This window comes from Colwellia sp. PAMC 20917 (assembly GCF_001767295.1).
GTDB lineage: Bacteria > Pseudomonadota > Gammaproteobacteria > Enterobacterales > Alteromonadaceae > Colwellia_A.
In genome coordinates this window covers 1,772,726-1,796,253 of record NZ_CP014944.1, presented here as the reverse complement: position 1 = coordinate 1,796,253, position 23,528 = coordinate 1,772,726, and the positions used below count along the sequence as shown (strand labels likewise).

The 23,528-nt window shown below is 38.1% G+C and carries 20 protein-coding genes; 15 read left to right on the top strand and 5 right to left on the bottom strand.

The features are described from left to right. Nucleotides 1–125: 125 nt before the first annotated feature. Nucleotides 126–1,043 (bottom strand): hydrogen peroxide-inducible genes activator, encoded by a 918-nt coding sequence (locus A3Q34_RS07605; protein WP_070374814.1) that lies wholly within the window; start codon nucleotides 1,041–1,043, stop codon nucleotides 126–128. 310 nt (nucleotides 1,044–1,353) lie between these two features. Here A3Q34_RS07605 and ahpC point away from each other — a divergent pair, with 310 nt between their 5' ends. Together ahpC and ahpF are read left to right on the top strand one after the other, a co-directional pair. Beyond that, a complete protein-coding gene (gene ahpC / locus A3Q34_RS07600) occupies nucleotides 1,354–1,917 on the top strand; it encodes an alkyl hydroperoxide reductase subunit C (protein WP_070374813.1) in 564 nt (187 codons plus the stop codon). A gap of 124 nt (nucleotides 1,918–2,041) precedes the next feature. Continuing rightward, entirely contained in the window at nucleotides 2,042–3,607 is a 1,566-nt protein-coding gene (gene ahpF, locus A3Q34_RS07595) for an alkyl hydroperoxide reductase subunit F (protein WP_070374812.1), read from the top strand. 79 nt (nucleotides 3,608–3,686) lie between these two features. Here the strand turns inward: ahpF and A3Q34_RS07590 are convergent, their stop codons facing one another. The 3 genes from A3Q34_RS07590 to A3Q34_RS07580 form a co-directional block, all read right to left on the bottom strand. Further along, on the bottom strand, nucleotides 3,687–4,655 hold the full coding sequence (locus A3Q34_RS07590) for a D-2-hydroxyacid dehydrogenase (RefSeq protein WP_231907452.1): 969 nt from the start codon (nucleotides 4,653–4,655) through the stop codon (nucleotides 3,687–3,689). Between the two features lie 108 nt (nucleotides 4,656–4,763). After that, nucleotides 4,764–5,966 carry an NnrS family protein gene (locus A3Q34_RS07585; protein WP_070374811.1) on the bottom strand — a complete coding sequence of 401 codons (1,203 nt, stop codon included), beginning with the start codon at nucleotides 5,964–5,966 and terminating at the stop codon, nucleotides 4,764–4,766. Nucleotides 5,967–6,150: 184 nt separating this feature from the next. Further along, nucleotides 6,151–6,396, bottom strand: coding sequence for a DUF2164 domain-containing protein (locus A3Q34_RS07580; protein WP_070374810.1), 246 nt, complete (start codon nucleotides 6,394–6,396; stop codon nucleotides 6,151–6,153). A 298-nt stretch (nucleotides 6,397–6,694) separates the two neighbouring features. Here A3Q34_RS07580 and iscX point away from each other — a divergent pair, with 298 nt between their 5' ends. The 12 genes from iscX to A3Q34_RS07520 all read left to right on the top strand — a co-directional run bounded on the left by iscX (nucleotide 6,695) and on the right by A3Q34_RS07520 (nucleotide 20,260). Continuing rightward, the gene (gene iscX, locus A3Q34_RS07575; RefSeq protein WP_070374809.1) at nucleotides 6,695–6,895 is read left to right on the top strand and encodes a Fe-S cluster assembly protein IscX; all 201 of its coding nucleotides are present in this window, start codon (nucleotides 6,695–6,697) and stop codon (nucleotides 6,893–6,895) included. 143 nt (nucleotides 6,896–7,038) lie between these two features. Then, nucleotides 7,039–8,748 (top strand): NAD-dependent malic enzyme, encoded by a 1,710-nt coding sequence (locus tag A3Q34_RS07570; RefSeq protein ID WP_070377054.1) that lies wholly within the window; start codon nucleotides 7,039–7,041, stop codon nucleotides 8,746–8,748. Between the two features lie 325 nt (nucleotides 8,749–9,073). After that, nucleotides 9,074–9,505 (top strand): nucleoside-diphosphate kinase, encoded by a 432-nt coding sequence (gene ndk / locus A3Q34_RS07565; RefSeq protein WP_070374808.1) that lies wholly within the window; start codon nucleotides 9,074–9,076, stop codon nucleotides 9,503–9,505. A gap of 338 nt (nucleotides 9,506–9,843) precedes the next feature. Beyond that, on the top strand, nucleotides 9,844–11,016 hold the full coding sequence (locus tag A3Q34_RS07560) for a bifunctional tRNA (adenosine(37)-C2)-methyltransferase TrmG/ribosomal RNA large subunit methyltransferase RlmN (protein ID WP_070374807.1): 1,173 nt from the start codon (nucleotides 9,844–9,846) through the stop codon (nucleotides 11,014–11,016). 122 nt (nucleotides 11,017–11,138) lie between these two features. After that, nucleotides 11,139–12,362: a type IV pilus biogenesis/stability protein PilW gene (pilW, locus tag A3Q34_RS07555; RefSeq protein ID WP_070374806.1), complete on the top strand. Its 1,224-nt coding sequence runs from the start codon at nucleotides 11,139–11,141 to the stop codon at nucleotides 12,360–12,362. After that, nucleotides 12,359–13,360 (top strand): RodZ domain-containing protein, encoded by a 1,002-nt coding sequence (locus A3Q34_RS07550; RefSeq protein WP_070374805.1) that lies wholly within the window; start codon nucleotides 12,359–12,361, stop codon nucleotides 13,358–13,360. Before pilW ends, A3Q34_RS07550 begins: the two co-directional genes overlap by 4 nt. A gap of 68 nt (nucleotides 13,361–13,428) precedes the next feature. Continuing rightward, nucleotides 13,429–14,547, top strand: a complete 1,119-nt coding sequence (gene ispG / locus A3Q34_RS07545; protein ID WP_070374804.1) for a flavodoxin-dependent (E)-4-hydroxy-3-methylbut-2-enyl-diphosphate synthase — start codon at nucleotides 13,429–13,431, stop codon at nucleotides 14,545–14,547. A 184-nt stretch (nucleotides 14,548–14,731) separates the two neighbouring features. Continuing rightward, nucleotides 14,732–16,006, top strand: a complete 1,275-nt coding sequence (hisS, locus tag A3Q34_RS07540; RefSeq protein WP_070374803.1) for a histidine--tRNA ligase — start codon at nucleotides 14,732–14,734, stop codon at nucleotides 16,004–16,006. A gap of 9 nt (nucleotides 16,007–16,015) precedes the next feature. Continuing rightward, nucleotides 16,016–16,654 carry a YfgM family protein gene (locus A3Q34_RS07535; protein WP_070374802.1) on the top strand — a complete coding sequence of 213 codons (639 nt, stop codon included), beginning with the start codon at nucleotides 16,016–16,018 and terminating at the stop codon, nucleotides 16,652–16,654. 17 nt (nucleotides 16,655–16,671) lie between these two features. Continuing rightward, the gene (gene bamB / locus A3Q34_RS07530; RefSeq protein WP_070374801.1) at nucleotides 16,672–17,877 is read left to right on the top strand and encodes an outer membrane protein assembly factor BamB; all 1,206 of its coding nucleotides are present in this window, start codon (nucleotides 16,672–16,674) and stop codon (nucleotides 17,875–17,877) included. Between the two features lie 133 nt (nucleotides 17,878–18,010). Further along, nucleotides 18,011–19,471 (top strand): ribosome biogenesis GTPase Der, encoded by a 1,461-nt coding sequence (der, locus tag A3Q34_RS07525; RefSeq protein ID WP_070374800.1) that lies wholly within the window; start codon nucleotides 18,011–18,013, stop codon nucleotides 19,469–19,471. 105 nt (nucleotides 19,472–19,576) lie between these two features. Further along, a complete protein-coding gene (locus A3Q34_RS07520; RefSeq protein ID WP_070377053.1) occupies nucleotides 19,577–20,260 on the top strand; it encodes a PilZ domain-containing protein in 684 nt (227 codons plus the stop codon). On the opposite strand, the gene xseA is transcribed toward A3Q34_RS07520, so the two are convergent. Then, a complete protein-coding gene (xseA, locus tag A3Q34_RS07515) occupies nucleotides 20,257–21,600 on the bottom strand; it encodes an exodeoxyribonuclease VII large subunit (RefSeq protein WP_070374799.1) in 1,344 nt (447 codons plus the stop codon). The two genes, A3Q34_RS07520 and xseA, sit on opposite strands and share 4 nt — an antisense overlap. A gap of 441 nt (nucleotides 21,601–22,041) precedes the next feature. Between xseA and guaB the strand changes: the two genes are divergently transcribed. Further along, the gene (gene guaB, locus A3Q34_RS07510; protein WP_070374798.1) at nucleotides 22,042–23,514 is read left to right on the top strand and encodes an IMP dehydrogenase; all 1,473 of its coding nucleotides are present in this window, start codon (nucleotides 22,042–22,044) and stop codon (nucleotides 23,512–23,514) included. Nucleotides 23,515–23,528 lie beyond the last annotated feature (14 nt).

Genomic DNA, 23,528 nt, shown 5'->3' with positions numbered 1-23,528 from the left:
TGATGTTATTAATAATATTTTTCATCTGAGTTACCTGATTTATTTTCGATAAAACGATTGTCACCTAACATTATCATTCAGTATATTTCATAAAATTAAATATATAATTCTATAAAATGGAACGATTATTTAAGATAATGATCACTGCATTTTTCAGTAAGTTGTGCGATAAAAATATTTTTGAGTATAGTCAGCTCATCGGTTCTTACATAATTAGGTCTAATGATTAACGCAATTGTTCTGTGTGGCCCTGGCTCATTTAAATGAATAGCCCGAAGTTCAGATTCGTTATAAGTCAACTGATCTAAGGCCATTTGTGGTACGAGCGTTGTTCCAAGTTTACCGGCAACCATTTGGATCAATGTATGCAAACTAGCAGAGCCAAAATCAGCACTTTGTTTTGGGTTTTGTAATTGACAAGCCGCTAGTGCATGTTCCTTTAGGCAATGACCATCTTTTAACAACATCAGCTTTTCTGTTACTAACTCTTCACTGGTAATTTCTTGGGTCTTCTGTGGACATTCATCCTTATGGCAGACTAAATAAAAGTCTTCTTGCCAAAAACTGAAACTCATTAAACCCTCTATAGGATAGGGTAACGCCAATATCGCCGCATCAATCGCTCCAGTTCGCACCATATCAACTAAAGTATGTGATTGTTCTTCTAGTATCTTCAATTTGAAATTTGGATATTGATGCCTAACTTCGGGCAACACCTTAGGCAAAAGGTATGGACCTATAGTTGGGATAACACCTATCGACATCGAACTAGAAAAAGGTTGATTGTCGCTTTTCGCAATTTGCAATAATTCATCTAGTTCTAGTTTTACTTGGCGAGCCTTATTAAGGATCAGCTGCCCCTTTTGAGTGACTAAGACTTGTTTGTTATTGCGCTCAAATATCATCATTCCCAACTGCTTTTCAAGCTCATTAATGGCCGTACTTAGCGCTGATTGAGAAACATTACATGCCTCTGCAGCTTTTTTAAAGTGTAAAGTCTTTTCGATAGCGAGTGCGTAATGAAGCTGTTTTATTGAAATCATATTTATAACGATAATTTATATTGAACATAGATGTCATCCTAATCGAATTTATTGAATTAGTCATCTTGTTCGCAGGTAACTTATTTTGATATTGATATTCTCGATGGATAATGTGAAACCGACATTCGCATAATCTCTTGTTTAGTTATCATAATAAATATTTGGTAATTCTGTTTTTTAGAATATTAAAATCTATTTAATCAAATTTATTTATCGTTCAACAGAATCTACTATACCCACATCGAAAGCAAACATGCTTTTAAAACAAAACCATTTAACTAAACATTTTTAAATAACAGAGGTAATACCCATGGCTCAAATAGGCAAAACTATCCCAGAATTTAAAGCTCAAGCATTTCATAACGATGAGTTTGTTGAAGTAACATCTGAGAGTACTAAAGGCAAATGGTCAATCTTTTTGTTTTACCCTGCAGATTTTACATTTGTTTGTCCAACTGAATTAGAAGACATGGCAAACCAATATGAAGAGTTGCAAGGTCTTGGTGTTGAAGTTTACTCGGTATCAACCGATACACATTTTTCACATAAAGCATGGCACGATTCTTCAGAAGCGATTGGTAAAATTAAATTTCCGATGATTGGTGACCAAACAGGCACAATTACTCGTGGTTTTGATGTGATGATTGAAGAAGATCATATGGCACACCGCGGTACATTTTTAGTCGACCCAGATGGTGTTATTCAAGTTGCCCATATTCATGCGGGTGGTATCGGTCGAAGTGCAAAAGATATGGTGCGTAATGTAAAAGCTGCACAATATGTGCGTGAAAATGACGGTGAAGTATGTCCAGCAGCTTGGGAACAAGGTGAAGCAACCTTAACACCAAGTTTAGACTTAGTCGGTAAAATCTAAGACAGCAGTCTCGTCATGGGTGGAAGTCGTTATTCTGGTTAACCAGGCTTCTTCCACCTTATTTCAACCAACAAAATGACAGCTCTTATGTCAAATTCAACAAGATAAATAATGAGGTAGCCCCATGTTAAGTGAAGATATTTTAAATGCAGTAAAAGCTTATACCCAAAATATGACCAACAAAGTATCACTAGTTTTACAGACGGGTGAACATCAAAAACGCAACGAATTAAAAGAATTTTTAACACAGTTAACCTCAGTATCAGACAATCTACTACTGGTTGAACGCGATGATGGTTTACGCAGCCCAATTACGTTCTACTTAGAAATTGACGGTAACAATAATGGCATCCACTTTTCTGGTATTCCCAGTGGACATGAATTTAATTCGTTGATATTAGCCATTTTACAGTCATCGGGTACCGAACTGAAATTAGACAGCACCTTGACTAAAATGGTGCAAAAAATCAAAGAAGATTTGCACTTTGAAGTATTTATTTCCTTAAGTTGCCATAACTGTCCTGATGTTGTGCAATCGTTGAATCAGTTTGCCTTATTAAACGAAGGTATCAGCAGTGAAATGATTGATGGTGGCTTATTTAAGCACTTAATAGACGAACGTAATATTCAAGGTGTACCGAGTGTTTACCTTAATGGCGAATTATTTGCGAATGGAAAAATAGACACAGGTCAATTAGTCGATAAACTTATCGAACGTTTCCCTTATATTGTCGGTGGCGATGACAACGAGCAGTTACCGTTACAAGATATTACCGTTATAGGCGCAGGTCCTGCCGGTGTTGCTGCTGCTATTTATGCCGCTCGTAAAGGTTTGAAAGTGACTATTATTGCTGACCGTTTTGGTGGTCAGGTCAAAGATACCGTAGGTATTGAGAACTTAATTTCAGTCTCTAAAACGACCGGCACACAACTAACGGGTAATATGCAAGCGCACTTAAATGATTACGAGATCACGACAAGAGAGTTTGTACGTGTTGAAAAAATTGATAAAGGTGAGCCTGAGAGCAAAGTACCGAAAAAGCTACATCTTTCTAGTGGCGAAGTTATCGAATCTAAAACGGTGATCATTGCTACTGGGGCTAAATGGCGTGAACTTGGTATACCAGGAGAAAAAGAAAATATTGGTTCTGGTGTCGCTTATTGTCCACATTGTGATGGCCCATTTTTCAAAGGTAAAGATGTTGCTGTGGTTGGTGGTGGTAACTCAGGAATAGAAGCGGCATTAGATTTAGCAAGTATGGTTAATCATGTTACCGTCTTCGAATTCTTACCTGGCTTGAAAGCAGATAAAATATTGGTAGAAAAAGCGGAAGCGCATAAAAAGATAACCATCATTAAAAATGTTGCTACTAAAGAAGTGATTGCTGAAGGTGGTAAAGTTGTTGCTCTGGCTTATGAAGATAGAGCAACAGGGGAGATGAAGCAACAAAGCTTGTCGGGAATATTTATCCAAATAGGCTTATTACCCAACAGTGATTTTTTACAGGGTGTTGTTGAATGTACTAAATATGGCGAAGTCATCATTGACGAAAAATGTCAGACCTCTGAGCCGGGTATATTTGCTGCTGGAGATGTTTCTACCGTGCCTTATAAGCAAATTGTTATTGCGATGGGTGAGGGTTCAAAAGCATCCTTGTCAGCATTCGATTATCTTATTAGAGAAAGTTAATCAACATCAACCACACATCTGAACTTATAGTATCGCTATTCGTTTAGATGTGTCTTATCAAAAGCCGTATAAATAAACCTTATACGGCTTTATAGTTTTTAATATTTAAAGCGACTAAATCAATTAATCGCTGCTGCGACTCGATACTGGCCCAAGCAATATGGGCAGTTATCGACAAGTTATCGATTTCTTTTTTTATTAAAGCACTAATTAACGGGTGACTAACGGTTGGCGGCTCATGTTCTAATACATCGAGCACGGCGTGAGATATGATTTTATTCTTTAATGCCTGCAGTAAATCCGTACTATTAACCAGTGCACCACGCGCCGTGTTAATCAGTAACGCCGAGGGTTTCATAAGCGCTAAAGTTTCACTATTTATTAAGTTTATCGTCTCCTCGGTTTGTGGGCAGTGTAAGCTGATAACATCGGCTTTATTTAATACTTCAGTAAAGCTATGACGGTTTTCTCTTATTTTTATCGCATTAGGACGTTCAGCAATCATGACGTGCATATCAAAGGCTTGAGCAATTTTCGCTACCGCTTTACCTAAGTTGCCAAAACCAATGATGCCGATGGTTTTTCCTGCTAATTCTTGACTTCCTTTGCCATGAAAACAAAAAGTAGCACTGTTTTGCCAATGTCCTTGTTGAGTATTGATGTTGTGGTGTGCGGTATTACTGAAATATTCAAGCATTTGCGCAAAGACATATTGACTGACTGAGGCTTGTGAGTAACCACTGACGTTTTTAACCGCAATGTTAAGTGCTTTAGCAGCAACTAGGTCAACATTATTCATACCTGTTGCGGCAATGCACACTAATTTTAGTTGGGGTAATTGCTCGAGTATATTTTTAGATAACAACACTTTGTTGGTGATAATAATCTCAGCCGTTTTACAACGTTCAATAATTTGACTGTCTGTGGTGGTGGCATAACAGCTTAATGTACTGACTTGAGACTTTATACGGGTCAAAGAAATGCTGGCACTAAAGGTTTGTTGATCTAAAAAAACGGTTTGCATAGCGAGTAGCCAAAAAGAAATCATGTCGTTAGCTTAATAGAAATCAAGATAAAAAAAAACGGCAATCAGCATCTATTGCTGTTTACCGTTTTAGCATGTGATATTTATTTTATGGCATTAGTGTTACTTAGTTTAACCAGGACGCCCATCTTCTCGTGCTTTTAGCAACATTGGCCCGTAGTAAAAAGTAAATAGTCCAAAAGCAACCAACCAGAAAAAACCACTTATATCGACAAAGAGTAAAGTTTTTTCTGGAACTAACCAAGGCCCAAATACCCGAGCCATAGCCGAGAGGGTAATAGATGCAAAAGCGACTGACATCATTTTAGGTGGGGTTAATGGTCGACCAGAATGCCCTAAAGAAACACGAGAAATCATTGCTAAAATAATCCCCCCCATGCCACCAATGGTTAATAGATGCCAAACATGATTACTGGGGATCTCATCAATAATGTAGCTAAATCCTAATAAAATAAGGCCAAACCAAATAAATTTAATGGCGAAATGTAATGACCATAAAAGTGGTACACCCAGTGTTATCCAAGGTCGCCATCTCAACCAACGAATTAACTGAAATAAACCAGCAAAAATTAAGATAATGCCAAAAAACATCGGTACAAAACCCACCAATGGATGTAACAACAACATCAGCATAGCAAGCAGTAAACTGCCATTAGCAAGTTTATCAAGTAAAGGAGCAGGGGTTGTTTTCGTGGTTTGTGTTCCATTAGCGGTGAACATTGGCACAACACGTCCAGACATAACGGACATTAAAAATACCACTAATAAAACACCGGCATAACCTGAGTAGCTCAACGAAACACTTTGTGGGTAAAGGGTTGCTAAGTGCATTTCTCCATTGGCGATGGTAAACATCACCAAGAGTGGTACAAAAAATAAATTTCGATACTGTTTTATTGCTAATATGGGTTTGGCGAGTGTATAAGCGATAGCTAATAAGAAACTTAAATCTATCAAAGCGCTTAATGTTGCCCCTAATAAGTCAGGCATTAACATGACTACTCGGCCTAATAGCCATAGAAAAAATAAAGCGGCGAGGGGTTTGCCTTTAACACTGGCAATACCTGTCCAATTTTGCACTGCGGTGAGTAAAAAACCAACAATGATGGCACTGCCGAAACCAAAAATCATTTCATGAATATGCCACCAATAACCACCACCGTATGGTGAAAAGCTAACGGTCCCTTTATAAATTAACAACCATAAAGTAATGGCAATTAAACTAAAAACAGCGCCACCTAAAAAAAAGGGTCGGAAGCCTAAGCGAAATATTGGCAGAATTTTCTGCTCGTCATTTAAATCAGTAATTTGCATTATAGTTTGTGTTTCAAATAATCAGTAAAGTCATATTAGCGTATTTATCAGAATAATCGTTGTGATAAATCAACTCTTATTATCATTTCTGCTAGATAATACAATTTTAAATTAACCTTACAGATAAAGGATAAAGAATATTGCTAAGGCTAAAGTTACTTTATCTATTTTGGCTCAGTGGTCATTAGTTGGCTGGTTTTTCTAATTGGTACATTTCATCAGAAATATAATCAAGTTTTTCTGTTAATAATTGCTGGGCATCATAAATACCTTGATTATAATAATGATTGCCCATTTCTTTAGTAAAAAAATCAAGCAAAAAGTCAGCGTCAAACTGAGCGAGCTCTTGATCAAGTTCGCTTGCAAAATAGTGCTGTAGTTTTTGAATCAGTAATTCTTTTTGTGTGGATGAAAACTTAATTTCACTCATCTTTATTCTCTGCTCTTTTGATAAAAATTCTTGACGAGATTATAACCATAATATTTCAATCAATCCTGTCTTAAGCAATTATATTTCCTGCTGAAGTAGCGTCTTTGATGTATCATAGGTATATACTTATGACCAAGCATTAAGGTGGGTTGTTTAAGTGAAAGAGACATTGAAAAAATGGTGGCAAACTGATTGTCAATTTTGCCTTAAATACCGAAGAATGTTTATTTGGTTAATTATCATGATTGCAATAGATGCATTGTGGTTTAATCTTTTATTTTAAAAGTTGGAGTTATATATGGGATATCGTTGGACAGACTCATTAGAGTTAGCATTAGACTTAATGGAAGAGCATCCGGATGCTGATCCACTTAAATTACATTTTCCAGAATTGATGCAATGGGTAATAGCCCTCGATAATTTTGATGATGATCCTAAGCATTGTGGGGAAAGAGTACTAGAGGCCATTCAATTAGCGTGGATTTCTGAAGTCGATTAGCGGCAGATAAATTTAAGGGTGATTTTTAGTCTTGTTTAGGTAATTGATTGTTTTATAAACCTCATCTGGCTTATACTACTGTATATATCACTACTATGAATTTTGACTATTCATCAACCATATGGTCTACATCAAAAATTATTATGACAATAAATATTAAACGTCCGTTATATATCCACTATGCTGGTCCAAGTCTTTTAGAAACACCCCTGTTAAATAAAGGTAGCGCTTTTGACGAAGAGGAGCGCACTAATTTTAACTTAATGGGCTTATTGCCACCCCGTTATGAAACAATAGACGAGCAAGTTGAACGTGCTTTTATGCAATATAATAAGTTTCGAACCAACTTAAATAAGCATATTTATTTACGTACAATTCATGATAACAACGAAACTTTATTTTTCAGGCTCGTTCAGGCGCACTTAGCTGAGATGATGCCGATTATTTATACGCCGACAGTAGGTGATGCGTGTGAGCAATTTTCAGATATTTATCGTAGCTCGCGTGGATTATTTATTTCTTATGAAGATAGACATCACATGGATGATATTCTTCGTAATGCGACCAAAAATAAAATAAAAGTCATTGTTGTTACCGATGGCGAGCGTATTCTTGGTCTGGGTGATCAAGGCATAGGTGGAATGGGTATTCCGATAGGCAAGCTTTCACTTTATACCGCTTGTGGCGGCATTAGCCCCGCGTATACTTTGCCGGTAATGCTCGATGTTGGTACCAATAACGAAAAGTTATTGAATGACCCTATGTATATGGGACGTCGTCATAAACGTATTAATCAAGAAGAATACAACGAGTTTGTTGACATGTTTATTCAAGCAGTGAAACGTCGTTGGCCACATGTATTATTACAATTTGAAGATTTTGCTCAACCCAATGCCACACCATTACTTAATAAGTATCGTGATGAAATTTGTTGTTTCAATGATGATATTCAAGGGACCGCCTCAGTGACTGTCGGTACTTTACTAGCAGCATGCCGCATTAAAGGGCGTAAGCTTGCTAAAGAAACTACATTATCACAGCAAAAAGTTGTCTTTGTTGGCAGTGGCTCTGCCGGTTGCGGTATTGCTGAACAAATTATTGCGCAAATGGTTAGTGAAGGTATTTCTGCAAAACAAGCACGCAGTCAAATTTTTATGGTCGACCGTTTTGGTTTACTAACCGATGGTATGGCTGATTTACGAGACTTTCAGCAAAAACTGGTGCAATCACCTCGTACAATTGCTACGTGGGCTGTTTTAGGGCGATACGCGACATTATTAGAAGTGATGAATAATGCTCAGCCAGATATTTTAATCGGTGTGTCAGGTGTGCCCGGTTTATTTACCGAACCAGTGATTAGAGCAATGAAATCACACTGCCCAATGCCAATTATTTTCCCGCTTAGTAATCCTATTAAACAAGTAGAAGCTACGCCAACACAAGTCATTAATTGGACGCAAGGCGAGGTTATTGTTGCAACCGGCAGTCCATTTAAACCCGTTGAATATCAAGGTAAAACTTTTCCTATCGTGCAATGTAATAATAGTTATATTTTTCCTGGTTTAGGTTTGGGTATTGTTTCAGCCAATATTAACCGTGTTACCGATGAAATGTTAATGGTTGCCAGCGAAACCCTTGCTAAAGCTTCACCATTAGCCAACACCGGGCTGGGTGAACTCTTACCCCCACTCACTGAGATTGCCAGTTTAAGTCGAAAAATAGCCTTTGCTGTCGCGAAAGTCGCTTTTGATCAAAACTTAGCTTTACGCATCGATGATGAAAGTTTACTCGCAAAAATAGAACAAAACTTTTGGCAACCAGAATATCGACAGTATCGTCGAAGTAGTGTGTAGTTATTATTTTGTTACTCATATAAAAAACTGACTCAATGTCAGTTTTTTTATGTCAGCTTATTTTACACCTTAAATCATTCTTAAAATCGATGATGTTTTACTCAATGAGATGAAAAACCCTAAGGTCGGTAAGATCGCTTTTGCTTTAGAAAGTAAAAAGCAACTTACGTTACTCATATCTCTAGAAAGATCAGAGGCTGGGTTCAAGACATTAAAATCAAAAAGAGTACTAAGTGAATAATATTAGTTTTTTTGTTCAAATTCGTCTATAATCGCGCCAAAATTTATACACCTATTTTATCTAAAATATATATAAGGGCTTATCATGGCTATCGAACGTACTTTTTCTATCGTAAAACCAGACGCAGTTGCTAAAAACTTCATTGGTCAAATTTATAACCGTTTTGAAACTGCTGGTTTAAAAATTGTTGCTTCTAAAATGATTCACTTAAGCCAAGAAAAAGCTGAAGGCTTTTACGCTGAACATAGCGAACGTCCTTTCTTTGGCGCTTTAGTTTCATTCATGACTTCTGGTCCAGTTATGGTTCAAGTTTTAGAAGGCGAAAACGCTGTTCTTAAAAACCGTGAAATCATGGGTGCTACTAACCCAGCTGAAGCACTTGCTGGTACTATCCGTGCTGATCTTGCTGATAGCATCGACGAAAATGCTGCTCACGGTTCTGACGCTTTAGAATCTGCTGCACGTGAAATTGCTTACTTCTTCTCAGATGACGAAATTTGCCCACGCACTCGTTAATCTGATATTAAACGTTGTTAATGGCGAAACTTCTGTAAGAAAAGTGTTCACTTACTAACGTAAGCTCCGCGCTATCCTTTTTGAATTTTCATCATTAACTTAGTTTAATCTAGAAATAAAATATTAAAGGGTTTTACTGTTTCCAGTAAAATCCTTTTGTTATTTTTAGAGTTATAATAAACCTTAAGCTTTTTAATTTACTAACCCTTTGTTTTACATAAAGAGGATTTAATTAAAAACGTTAAGGTTTGATATAATCTGATCTGTAAACTGTCATGCTTTGTATGAAAGTTGTACAATTGTTTTTTGTAATTTTGTTGTTTGAGAAGTAGTGAATCATGAGTGAAGTGACTGAAGTTGTAAGCCCGACCGTATCTGCGGTAAAGAAGAAAGTAAATCTATTAAACTTGGATCATCAAGGGATGCGTGAATACTTTGCTTCAATTGGCGAAAAGCCATTTCGTGCCGATCAAATGATGAAATGGATATATCATTTTGGTTACTCTGATTTTGAATTAATGACTAATTTGAACAAAAAATTACGTGAAAAATTACAACGTGAAACAGAAATTAGTGCACCAGAGATATCTGAAAAGCAAGTATCAACCGACGGCACGATAAAATACTCTTTACGCCTCGAAGGTGGTCAAGAAGTCGAAACAGTGTGGATCCCTGAAAACGATCGCGCAACATTATGTGTATCCTCGCAAGTCGGTTGTGCACTTGAATGTACGTTTTGTGCCACGGCGCAACAAGGCTTTAATCGCAATTTGTCTATGAGCGAAATTATCGGTCAAGTATGGCGTGTTGCTAATGATATTGGCGCGACACGTATCGCTGGAAAACGTCCCATTACCAATATTGTTATGATGGGAATGGGCGAACCGCTTTTAAATATGAAAAATTTAATTCCAGCGCTTGATACTATGTTAAATGATTTAGGCTACGGCCTCTCAAAACGTCGAGTAACAGTGAGCACTTCTGGTGTAGTACCGGCACTTGATATGTTAAAAGAAAAAATAGATTGTGCATTAGCCATTTCAATTCACGCGGGTAACAACGAGCTTCGTGATGTATTGGTCCCGATAAACAAAAAGTATCCTTTAGAAGAGTTTATTGCGGCAGCTGGACGTTATATTGATGGTTCAAAAGCGAATAAGCAGGCAACGATTGAATATGTGATGTTAGACCATGTTAATGACAGTACTGACCAAGCACATGAACTTGCTATCGCTTTGAAAGATTTACCGAGTAAAATTAATCTGATCCCGTTTAACCCTTACCCTGGCTCGCCTTATAAACGTTCAAGTAATTCACGTATTGACCGTTTTGATAAAGTATTGCAGTCATATGGTTTAACCGTAATTACACGCCGTACCCGTGGTGATGATATTGATGCGGCTTGTGGCCAATTAGCTGGTGATGTTTTTGATAGAACAAAGCGAACAGCAATGAACTCTTCAAAAAATGACGAGTCTAAAGCCCAAGAGATTTCAGTTAAACTGGTCTAACACTTTATTATCGAGCTATTTATACCCGTTCGACAACATACTAGTTCAACAAGCATCTTGAAGTAGATCGGGTATAGGTATAATCTGTAATTATTACATTACGATAAGTGACATTCTGCCATATGATTAAATTTCTGCCGCGGTTATTTATAACGAGCGTTATCGCTTTGTTAATTGTCCTTTCTGGGTGTGTAACACAAAATTATGAGAACGACAGTACAATACCTGTAGTAGAAAGTGATTCAAGTAATAATGAAATGGCGATGACTCGAATTTCATTAGGTCTTGGCTATTTAAAGATGGGAAATACTAGCCAAGCGAAGTTGAACTTGGAAAAAGCAAAGCGCTTTTCACCGAACTTATCCCAAGTTTATACGGCGTTTGCTCATTATTATGATGTGGTTGGCGAATCACAGCTTGCTACCAATGCTTATGAACAAGCGTTATCAATCGATGAGAAAAATCCAGATACCTTAAATAATTATGGTGTTTTTCTTTGTCGACATGAAAAGTATGCCGACGCTGAAAAATACACTTTAAAAGCGATAGCAATCCCAACGTACTTAATGGTCTCGCAAAGTTACGAAAACCTGGCGCTTTGTCAACTTAAAGCCGGTGAATTTGTTAAGGCTGAAAAATACTTTACAAAATCTATTCAGCATAGTCCTAATCGCGCATCAGCTTTATTACAAATGGTTCGCTTACAGTACGCTATTGGCGATTATAAATCCGCGCAACGTTATGTGAAACTTTATGAAAAAGCAACTCGTCGCTTTAGTCCTGAAGCGCTTTCATTGGCTTATAAGGTTTTTGAAAAGCAGCGCAATTATCGTACAGCTAAAAATTATGCCAGTATGTTGGTAAAAATGTTCCCAACGTCTTACCAAGCTAAGCAATATATTTTAAATGCGCTTGAGCATACTGAAGCGGATGACTTAGCAAAGATTTATCAAGCATCGATTTTAACAACTAGTGACGCTTTACCACCAAAACGTGTCGTTGTTTTGTCACCGAATAAGTCCCAAAAAAAACGGCTAAAACAAGGGGCTAAAAAAACAACAGTTGCTAAAACTACTGACGTAGAGACGATAAATATCAAGGATACCCAAGAACAGTTAAAGGCTAATCTTGAAGTGAAAACACATATTATTGCCAAAGGCGACAATTTATTTAGCCTCTCAAAACAATACAATATTCATATGAAGACACTAGAGCGCTGGAATAATATTACTCGTAGCGATATTTTAAAGCTAGGCCAAACGCTCTATGTTTATTTACCAGAGCATACTGATACTATGCCAACCAACAATACTACTAATCAAGTTGAACAAGAGAAAACCCAATGACCCATGTTGAAAAGCCTAATAATATCAATAAGGCACAAGCTACTGCATCATCAGAACCCTTGCATAACAGTTCCGAAGACGACCTTTCTGACAATAGTAAAATCATTGGGCCGGGACAAATTCTTAGTGATGCTAGAAAAAAAGCAGGCTTAAGTCAGCAAGAGGTCGCGAGTAAACTCAATTTTCGTCTTACTTTAGTTAATGAAATAGAAAGTGAGCTGTTTAATAGTAATTTGCCAGAAACTTATAATCGCGGCTATTTACGTAGCTATGCAAAATTAGTGAATGTTTCTCAAGATGATGTATTGGTAAGCTATGAACAATTAAATATAGCTAAAGCACAAGTCTCTAAACTACAAAGTTTTTCTAAAGGCACGGAAAAATTAGCAGAAAGCAATCGTATTATGTGGATAAGCTATATCATTTTAGCCATTCTCATTGGTTCTACTATGATGTGGTGGTTGCAAAATAATAAAGAACAAGCTCAGACGCTGACTGAAGATATTGAGATAAATACTCAAAGTGCAGATGGTGTTAACGAAAATCAAGCGAGTGATCTTTCGACAGTTAACATCGAAAACGTGATTGAAACTATTACTGAGGCACCTTTAGCTGCTACTGCAGTGTTAGAACAGCAAAGTAGTGATATTGCTCCCGCAGCGCTTAATGCAGATAATAGTCAAGTGAATGAAGCCGACATCATTACACTTGAAAATAGCTCAATAGTAGAGGAAGAATTGACTGAAGTGGCTTTAACTCAAGTCACCTTTACTTTCTCTGGTGACTGTTGGGTTAATATTTCAGATTCAACAGGTGAGCGCATTGCTTGGGGTGTGAAAAAATTGGGTTACGTTATGACAATATCTGGGCAAGCACCTTTTAATGTTACCCTAGGAAGACCTGAATTAGTGGCAATAAACTTTGCCGATGAAGTCATTGATATGAGTCAGTTTAACAGTGGTAATATCGCTAAATTTACTTTGCCTATTACCAATTAGTCATTAGCATTTTGTATAAATAACGTTTGTTGCGCTTAAGTGACAAACCACCAAAGTTGTGAATTATTATGTTTAAAGAATCTCCAATCATCCGCCGTAAATCTCGTCAAATAATGGTGGGTAATGTTCCTGTTGGTGGCGACGCACCGATAACTGTGCAGTCAATGACCAATACGTTGACGACTGATGTGGCAGCCACTGTTGCACAAATTAAAGCATTAGAAGGTGTAGGTGCTGATATTGTTCGGGTGAGCGTACCGACGATGGATGCAGCAGAAGCCTTTCGCGAAATTAAAAAACTAGTGAAAGTTCCACTGGTTGCTGATATCCATTTTGATTATCGAATTGCCTTAAAAGTTGCCGAATATGGCGCAGATTGTTTACGTATTAATCCTGGCAATATCGGCCGCGAAGACCGAGTGCGTAGTGTTGTTGAATGTGCACGTGACTTGAATATTCCTATTCGTATTGGTGTAAATGGCGGTTCATTAGAAAAGGATATCCAAGAAAAATATACTGAACCAACGCCAGAAGCACTTTTTGAATCGGCCATGCGTCATGTTGATATTCTAGATAGGCTTAATTTCGATCAGTTTAAGGTCAGTGTTAAAGCCTCAGATGTATTTCTTGCGGTCGAATCTTACCGTTTATTAGCAAAACAGATTGATAACCCACTTCACCTTGGTATTACCGAAGCAGGTGGCTTGCGCTCTGGCTCAGTAAAGTCTTCAGTAGGTTTAGGCTTGTTATTAGCTGAAGGAATTGGCGACACGTTACGCATTTCTTTGGCAGCAGATCCCATAGAAGAAATTAAAGTCGGTTTTGATATTTTAAAGTCACTAAAATTACGTAGTCGAGGTATCAATCTTATTGCTTGCCCAAGCTGTTCTCGCCAAGAGTTTGATGTTATCGCCACCGTTAATGCGTTAGAACAACGTATTGAAGATATATTAACGCCAATGGATGTTTCTATTATTGGTTGTATTGTCAACGGCCCTGGTGAAGCGATTATTTCTGATTTGGGCTTAACGGGTAGTAGCCGAAAAAGTGGCTATTATCTAGATGGCATCCGTCAAAAAGACCGCTTTGATAATAACAACTTAGTAGACCAGCTCGAAGAGCGAATTCGTGCTAAAGCGAAACTTCTTGATGCGGCTTATAAAATAAAATTTAAAGAAATAGAGTAATAAAATAACTTTAAAAAGAGCGAAACGTTATACCGGTGACCGTTCAGTTGAAACCTGCATTTTGAGGTATCACAGCTGTACTATTTACGTTTCGTCTCAAACTGCCTATAATGCGCGCTGTACTTAATTTTTCCCGTTTTATATAAATATCTATTTTATACAATAGATGAAAGAGAGCCTTACATTGAGCAAAACATTACAAGCTGTCAGAGGAATGAACGACTGTTTACCCACTGAAACGCCTATTTGGCAAATGGTTGAATCAGTTTTACGCCGGGTTGCTAGTAGCTATGGTTTTGCTGAAATACGTATGCCAATTGTCGAGTCTACTGGACTTTTTAAGCGTTCTATTGGTGAAGTTACTGATATCGTTGAAAAAGAGATGTACACTTTTGATGACCGTAACGGTGATAGCTTAACACTGCGACCAGAAGGTACAGCATCTTGTGTGCGTGCAGGCAATCAGCATGGTTTATTATATAACCAAGAACAACGTTTATGGTACATGGGGCCAATGTTTAGGCATGAACGCCCGCAAAAAGGTCGTTATCGTCAGTTCCACCAATTCGGCTTAGAAGCCTTTGGAATTGGAACACCTGACATAGACGCAGAAATTATTATGCTAACTTCTCGTCTTTGGCGGGAACTTGGCATCAATGAGTTTGTCACACTAGAGCTAAACTCGTTAGGTTCAAATGAAGAGCGTGCAAATTATCGCGATGCTTTAGTTGTTTTCTTAACAGAAAAAGAAGATCAACTTGATGAAGACTCTAAGCGCAGAATGCATAGCAATCCATTACGCGTTTTAGACAGTAAAAATAAAGATGTACAAGCCGCTTTAGTGGGCGCACCAAAATTAAGTGATTATTTTGATGATGAATCTAAAGCCCACTTTGCCGGTGTTTGTCAGCGTTTAGATGCCGCGGGTATTAACTATGTGATTAATGACCGCTTAGTTCGCGGTTTAGATTATTACAATCGTACGGTATTTGAATGGGTGACTGACAGTTTAGGCGCACAAGGTACTATTTGTGCGGGTGGTCGTTATGATGGCTTAGTCGAACAACTTGGTGGTAAAGCAACACCAGCGTTTGGTTTTGCCTTAGGTATTGAACGCTTGGTACTCATGTTAACGAGCTTAGAAAAAGCTAACAATATTCGTGCACAAGTTGATGTTTATGTTATTGGTTTAGGTGAGGGGGTTGATATTCAAGCAGCGCTACTCAGTGAACAATGGCGCGACCAAGTTAAAGATATTCGCATACAAAACCACTGCGGTGGTGGTAATATGAAAAAACAAATGAAACGGGCAGATAAATCGAGTGCGCAAGTAGCAATTATCATCGGTGAAGATGAACTTGCTGAGCAAAGCGTGACGATAAAATATTTGCGTGGACAACAAGAACAACAGAAGGTGTCGCTTGAACAAGTGCCAGCTTTATTAAACAGTTTAATTTAAGGTGAAGTAGTGGACGTTTATCAAACAGAAGAACAACAAGTCGAAGCCATCAAAGGTTTTTGGAAAGAAAATGGTACTGCAGTTATTGCCGGTTTAGTTTTAGGTTTTGCTGGTTTTATCGGCTTTAACGTATATAAAGATACTCAACTTGAGAATGAAGTTTTAACGTCTGATGCTTACCAAACAGTAATGGAAAGTGCGGGTGTAGGCGGAAAGCTTTTTTCAGCAAGTGCAAGTAAATTTATTGCTGAAAATAAAGACTCTAGCTACGCTTCATTAACGTCGCTTGCGCTAGCAAAAGAAACGGCTACGCATAAAGATTGGCCACAAGTTGCTATTCACTTGGCAAGTGCTATTGAAAGCTCTAGCAATCAAGGTATTAAAGCTATCGCAAGTGTTCGGTTAGCGCGTGTGCAAATTCAACTTGAGCAATACACTGAAGCATTGGCAACCCTATCGGTTACACTGCCAGAGTCATTTAAAAGTGCAATTGAAGAAACTAAAGGCGATGCCTATTTCAAGCAAGGTAAAGTAGAACTTGCTCGTAATGCTTATCAAGCAGCACTTGATGTTGAAGGTCAAACAAATAATGGTGCCTTACAAATGAAATTAAATGATTTAGCCCAATTATCATCGATTGCTAAATAAAGAGGCTAATCATTCATATGTTAAAAAAATTACGCTTTAATAAAAAGTTATTAGCGATAGCGCTAGTGTCCTTAGGGCTTGTCGCTTGTTCTTCAACTGACGAAGAAGATGAAGCAACTAAAGTTGCTGAATTAACAGAAATCAAACAAGCTTTTGATGCTGATGTGCTCTGGGAATCCAGTGTCGGCAATGGTGTTAGCGATTATTTTTCGCGTATTAAACCCAATGTTGCTTACGGCAAACTTTACAGTGCTAGTCGTTACGGTGATGTTGTTGCTTTAGAGCTAGCAAATGGTGAAGAAATTTGGTCAACAGATTTAAGTGATGTCAAAGGCGAACGCGGCTTTTTTGAACGTCGACAATCTGCTTTATTAAATGGTGGCCCGATTTTAGGTATTCAAAAAGTCTTTATTGGCAGTGAAAATGGCGAAGTATTCGCATTAGATGCTGATACGGGTAAGCTTGATTGGCAAGGAAAAGTAAAAGGCGAAGTTATTGCAGCTCCCGCCATTGATGCTGGTATTTTAGTTGTCAATACTGCTTCAGGTGTCATCAAGGCTTTTAACGCTTCGAACGGTCAAGATGAATGGCAAATCGAACAAGAAGTACCCGCATTAACGTTACGTGGTGTTAGTTCGCCAGCGATTTCTTCTGGTGGTGTGATGGTTGGTTCAGCTAATGGAACCATGAGCGTCTATATTCTTGAAACTGGTCAACAAGGTTGGACAGTAGAAGTTGGTGAAGCCGGTGGCTCGACACAATTAGAGCGAGTCATAGATGTTGACTCTGCGCCACTTATTTATGGCGATAAAGTTTATAGTATCTCTGTAAAGGGTAATTTGACCGCTATAGATTTACGTACCGGTCGGATGATTTGGGAACGTCAGTATTCGTCATATCATGATATGGCTATTAGTGGTAACAGCCTATTTTTAACTGATATTAAAGGCCATATTTATGCGGTTGACCGTTTAAACGGTTTTGAAAAGTGGAGCCAACTTGCACTGACTAATCGTGGTGTTACCGGTCCTGCTATTATTGGTGATTATATTGTTGTTGGCGACTTTGAAGGCTATCTTCATTTTATCGACCAAACAACAGGTGACATCGTTGCACGTCATGAAGTTGACAGCAGCGGTTTAAATATAGCACCCACTGTACACGAAAATATTATTTACGCACAATCACGTAATGGTGATTTGCAAGCGATAAAAATTCCATAAGTCTTTTTATCAGCTAGAATTAAACGGCTCCATTGCAGAATGCATTGGAGCCGTTGTTTGTTATTAAATAGAGTAAAAGTTTTGCATTTTGCATGACGTTGTTTACTCTACAAATGAATTTATAGAGGTAAACATGCTTCCAGTTGTTGCACTTGTCGGACGTCCTAATGTTGGCAAATCGACGTTATTTAACCGATTAACCCGAAGCCGAGATGCTCTCGTAGCAGATTATCCTGGCTTAACGCGTGACCGTCAATATGGTCAAGCGAAAGTAGAAGATCACCCATTTATTGTTATTGATACCGGCGGTATTAATGGTAATGAACAAGGTATTGACGCATTAATGGCCGAACAGTCATTAATGGCGATAGCAGAAGCCGATGCTGTTTTATTTATGGTTGATGCTCGTGATGGTTTAACATCAGCGGATATCGGTATAGCGGACTACCTTCGTAAACAAAATAAGAAAATATTTTTGGTTGCGAATAAAGTTGATGGTATTGATGCTGATTCTGCCGTTGCTGAATTTTATGAATTATCACTGGGTGATACCGTTCATAAAATTGCCGCCGCGCATGGTCGTGGTGTTACACAATTATTAACACTGGCATTAACACCTCATATAGAAGCACTTGGTGAAGCACGTGAAAATGATGAGTTTGATGGTACACAAGAATTCTCAGCTAAAACTGATGAAGAAAAAATTGCCGAAGCACCGTTTGAAAATGATAAAATCAAACTTGCTATCATTGGTAAACCTAATGTGGGTAAGTCAACACTGACTAACCGTATCTTAGGTGAAGACCGCGTTGTTGTTTTTGATGCGCCAGGTACCACTCGCGATAGTGTATATATCCCGATGGAACATGATGGCCGTGAATATACATTAATTGATACTGCAGGTATTCGTCGTCGTAAAAACGTGACTGATGTCGTAGAAAAGTATTCTGTTATTAAAACACTACGTGCCATAGAAGATGCCAATGTTTGTTTGTTAATTATTGATGCTCGTGAAGGTATTACCGATCAGGATTTAAGTTTACTGGGCTTTATTTTAGAAGCAGGTCGTTCTTTGGTACTTGCGGTTAATAAATGGGATGGGTTAGAAGAGCATGTTAAAGATCGTATTAAAACCGAATTAGATCGTCGTTTAGGTTTTATTGATTTTGCACGTATCCACTTTATCTCTGCTTTACACGGTACCGGTGTTGGCCATTTATATGAGTCAGTTGAAGAAGCTTTCATTTCAGCAACTAAACGTATATCTACCTCAATGGTTACCAAAATATTAGATATGGCCACGTTTGATCATCAACCACCGATGAGTCAAGGACGCCGCATTAAGCTTAAATATGCGCATGCCGGTGGTTATAATCCACCTATCATTGTTATTCATGGTAATTTAGCCAAAAAGCTTCCTGTTTCATATAAACGCTATTTAATGAATTATTACCGTAAATCATTAAAAATAATGGGTACGCCGATTAGAATTGAGTTTAGAGAAACAAGTAACCCGTTTGCGGGCAAGAAAAAGTTAACTTATACCGAGCAAAAGAAAATGGCCAGAGCTACTGAAGGTTATAAAAAAGACTAAAAGCTGACGTTTTTTGATAATAATTTAGCATTACTGAAGCCAATCATTTGATTGGCTTTTTGCTAAGTGCTACATTTAAAAAACTTATTCTTAAATGTTAACATTATGGCAGCCACTCCTAAAAAAATTGCATTGGTTAACCGCTTAGACAGGAACCTTGGCTTATTGCAGTCAGGCTCAACGATTACTATCGATATAGCTACACCAGCTGGGCAAAAAGCAAAGTTTCGTAGCACCTTCATTGGCTACCTCCCCAAGCATTATGTGTTAGTGCAATTTCCTGATGCAAATAAATTAGGGAATTTTTCCCAATATATTACCCAAGGTGCTGGTATTACGGTGCGAGGTTTAATTGAAGGGCATGAGGGCGCGGTGGTTGCTTTTATCAGTAATGTTAAACAAACCTTACAAATACCCTCGAGACTAATTGTTCTTGATTTTCCACGTTCTGTTAGCTTACAAAGCTTACGTTCAGCGATGCGCATTGATACCGATATTGTTGCTAAGATAAATATTGCTAAAGAATATTGGCAAGCGACCATTATAGATATTTCTGTTAATGGCTGCCAAGTATTGATCACTAACGGTGAGTCGTTAGTGATGGAAAAAAATAAATCTGTCGAATTAATTGTCGAAGACTTTCAAGGATTAGGAAATTTAAAGTTTTCTGCAGAAACCTGTAGCTACAAATCACAAGCTAATGGCCTTTGTATCGGTTTAAAGTTTGAAGAAATAAGTAAAGCATCAGTTATAAAGTTACTTCAGCATGCCGTTATTGCTGAAAATTAAATCTTATCAATAACTTGGCTTAAAATACGACCATCACTGACTTGAATAGATATTTCATCGCCAATACTCACTTGATCTTTTGTGCGAACAATTTGCTGATGACTATTTCGACTGACACTATAACCACGGGCAATAGTCGCGAGCGGACTGACAATATGGAGCTGCTCAATAATGCTAACAAAGTGCTCAGATTTATTTTTTACGCTAACGTCTAATGCCCGTTGTAATCTGTCATCTAAATGGCGCAAGGTACTTTGATGTTGAATGATCACTTTTGTTGGATCTACATGTTGTAAATCTCGTACTAACTTTTCGGGTTTTTGTTTGAAGCGTGCCAATTCACGCTTTATTGCTTTATCTAAACGAATATTCAATTCATCTGATTTTTGTTGATGCTGCTGAAGTTTTCTTTCTGGATGAACTTGCGTTAAGCGATGATTAAGGTTTTGTAGGTATGAGTTTTCTTGTTTTACTTTTTGAGTAAATAACTGCTGAGCCCGTTTTGATAATTCTTGTAGGCGACTTTGTAATTCACTATTGTCTTGTGAAACCAGTTCTGCCGCTGCTGAAGGTGTTGGCGCTCTTAAATCAGCAACGAGATCACTTAATGTTGTGTCTATCTCATGACCAACAGCGCTGATAATTGGAATGCGACTATGAAAAATAGCATTCACTACATCTTCTTCATTAAAGCTCCATAAGTCTTCTAGAGAGCCTCCTCCACGACCGACAATCAATACTTGGCATTCTTCACGTTGATTAGCGATATCGATGGCATGAACAATATCATTCTTAGCATGCTCGCCTTGCACAAGCGCAGGGTATATAACGATAGTAATTGCTGGATTACGCCTTTGCAAAACAGAGATAATATCTTTAACTGCAGCACCCGTTGGCGAGGTAACTATGCCAACCGTGTTAATATTTTTAGGAATGGCTTGCTTGAACTGCTGAGCAAATATACCTTGTGCATTGAGCTTACTCTTTAATTGCTCAAATTGTTGTCGCAATAAACCTTCACCCGCATCTTCCATCATTTCAATAATTAATTGAAAATCACCTCGTGGTTCATACAAAGAAACCTTGGCGCGTACTAACACCTGTTGGCCATTACGAGGCGTTGAACCACCCGCTAACCTTACTCGTCGATTGTTGCCTTTAAACATTGCGCAACGCACTTGCGATTTACTGTCTTTGAGTGACAAATACCAATGACCCGAGCTAGCAGCAATGAAATTTGAGATTTCACCACACAACCATACGGTATTAAGTTCACTTTCTAGCATGAACTTAACTTTTCTCGTCAGTTCACTTATCTGTAAAATGTGCTGCGTAGCCATAAAATACTTACTTTATCTAATGTTAAGGCGATTTGAGTCGATATATCCGCTTTGCTTAAATATGAATGTTTCAGCAAACCTAAGCGAATCATAATCTAAGCACATATTTTTGTTAAAGGTTATTCCCTTAAATAAAATGTAACAACGCGTAATATTTATTTCGATTCCCCGAAAGGGTGTTTATAAGCACTTTATTTTACGTTATTGATTTCAATAATAGAATAACTATTATTTTCAATCAATATCTTGCTTAAAGGCGTTTATAATTCCCCTTGGATCTTACCTATTAAAGTGGAACCAGTAAATTATATATTCCTTTAAACCCACCAGAGATAATTATTTCAGTTTATCGTTAAATTTAAGTTGTTCTTAAACCACAAAACGGTTAAAATTCTGCCGCAATATTCACTCCCTAACCAACCTTTTTAGAGAGATGTTGCGATGCTAAGAATTGCCCAAGAAGCACTAACTTTTGATGATGTATTACTTGTACCTGCTCATTCAGAAGTACTCCCACATACGGCCGATTTAAAAACTAAATTAACCCGTAAAATTAATTTAAATATACCTATGGTATCTGCATCTATGGATACAGTTACTGAAGCACCTTTAGCTATTACACTAGCGCAAGAAGGTGGTTTAGGTTTTATTCATAAAAACATGACCATCGCTGAGCAAGCGGCTAACGTATTAAAAGTTAAAAAATACGAAAGTGGTATTGTTTCCGATCCTGTGACCGTCAATGCTAACTTTACTATTGAAGAAGTCATGCATAAAGCTGATGATCTTGGCTTTTCAGGATTTCCTGTTGTTGATGAAAATGGCAATCTTACCGGTATAATTACTGGCCGTGATTTACGCTTTGAAACAGACTTAACTAAGCCTGTCTCGGCGTTAATGACGACTAAAGAAAAATTAGTCACGGTTAAAGAAGGTGCCGCGCGTGAAGAAATACTTGGCTTAATGCACAGTAACCGTATTGAGAAAATTTTAGTGGTTGATGATGCCTTTAAATTAGTGGGTTTGATCACCGCTAAAGATTATCAAAAAGCTGAAAGCAAACCTAACGCTTGTAAAGATCAATTAGGTCGTTTACGAGTGGGCGCCGCTGTAGGTGTTGGCGCGGGTACCGATGAACGTATTGACGCGTTAGTTGCCGCTGGTGTTGACGTCTTATTAATAGATACTTCACATGGTCATTCGCAAGGTGTTCTTGATCGAGTAAAAGAAACCCGTCAAAAATATCCTGACTTACAAATTGTTGCTGGCAATGTGGCGACAGGAGCTGGTGCAAAAGCATTAGCCGATGTTGGCGTAGATGCGGTTAAAGTGGGGATCGGCCCAGGTTCAATATGTACTACGCGTATTGTAACTGGCGTTGGAGTACCACAATTAACGGCTATCTCAAATGCAGTAGAAGCGCTTAAAGGTACGGGCATTCCTGTTATTGCCGATGGTGGTATTCGATTCTCTGGCGATATTGCTAAAGCACTGGTTGCTGGCGCGCATTGTGTGATGGTTGGTAGTATGTTTGCTGGAACCGAAGAAGCACCTGGCGAAGTAGAACTTTATCAAGGTCGCTATTACAAATCATATCGCGGTATGGGCTCTTTAGGCGCAATGAGCCAGAAAGAAGGTTCAAGTGATCGTTATTTCCAAAAATCTGATGGCGAAGCTGACAAGTTGGTACCGGAAGGTATTGAAGGTCGTGTTGCTTATAAAGGACCTGTTTCTGCCATTATCCACCAGCAGATGGGCGGATTACGCTCATCAATGGGTTTAACAGGCTGTAAAGATATTGAGACCATGCGAACTAAGCCCGAGTTTATGAAAATTACCTCGGCAGGTATGGGTGAGTCGCATGTCCATGACGTAACCATCACCAAAGAAGCACCAAACTATCGTATGGGGTAGTAATATCGGTTGAG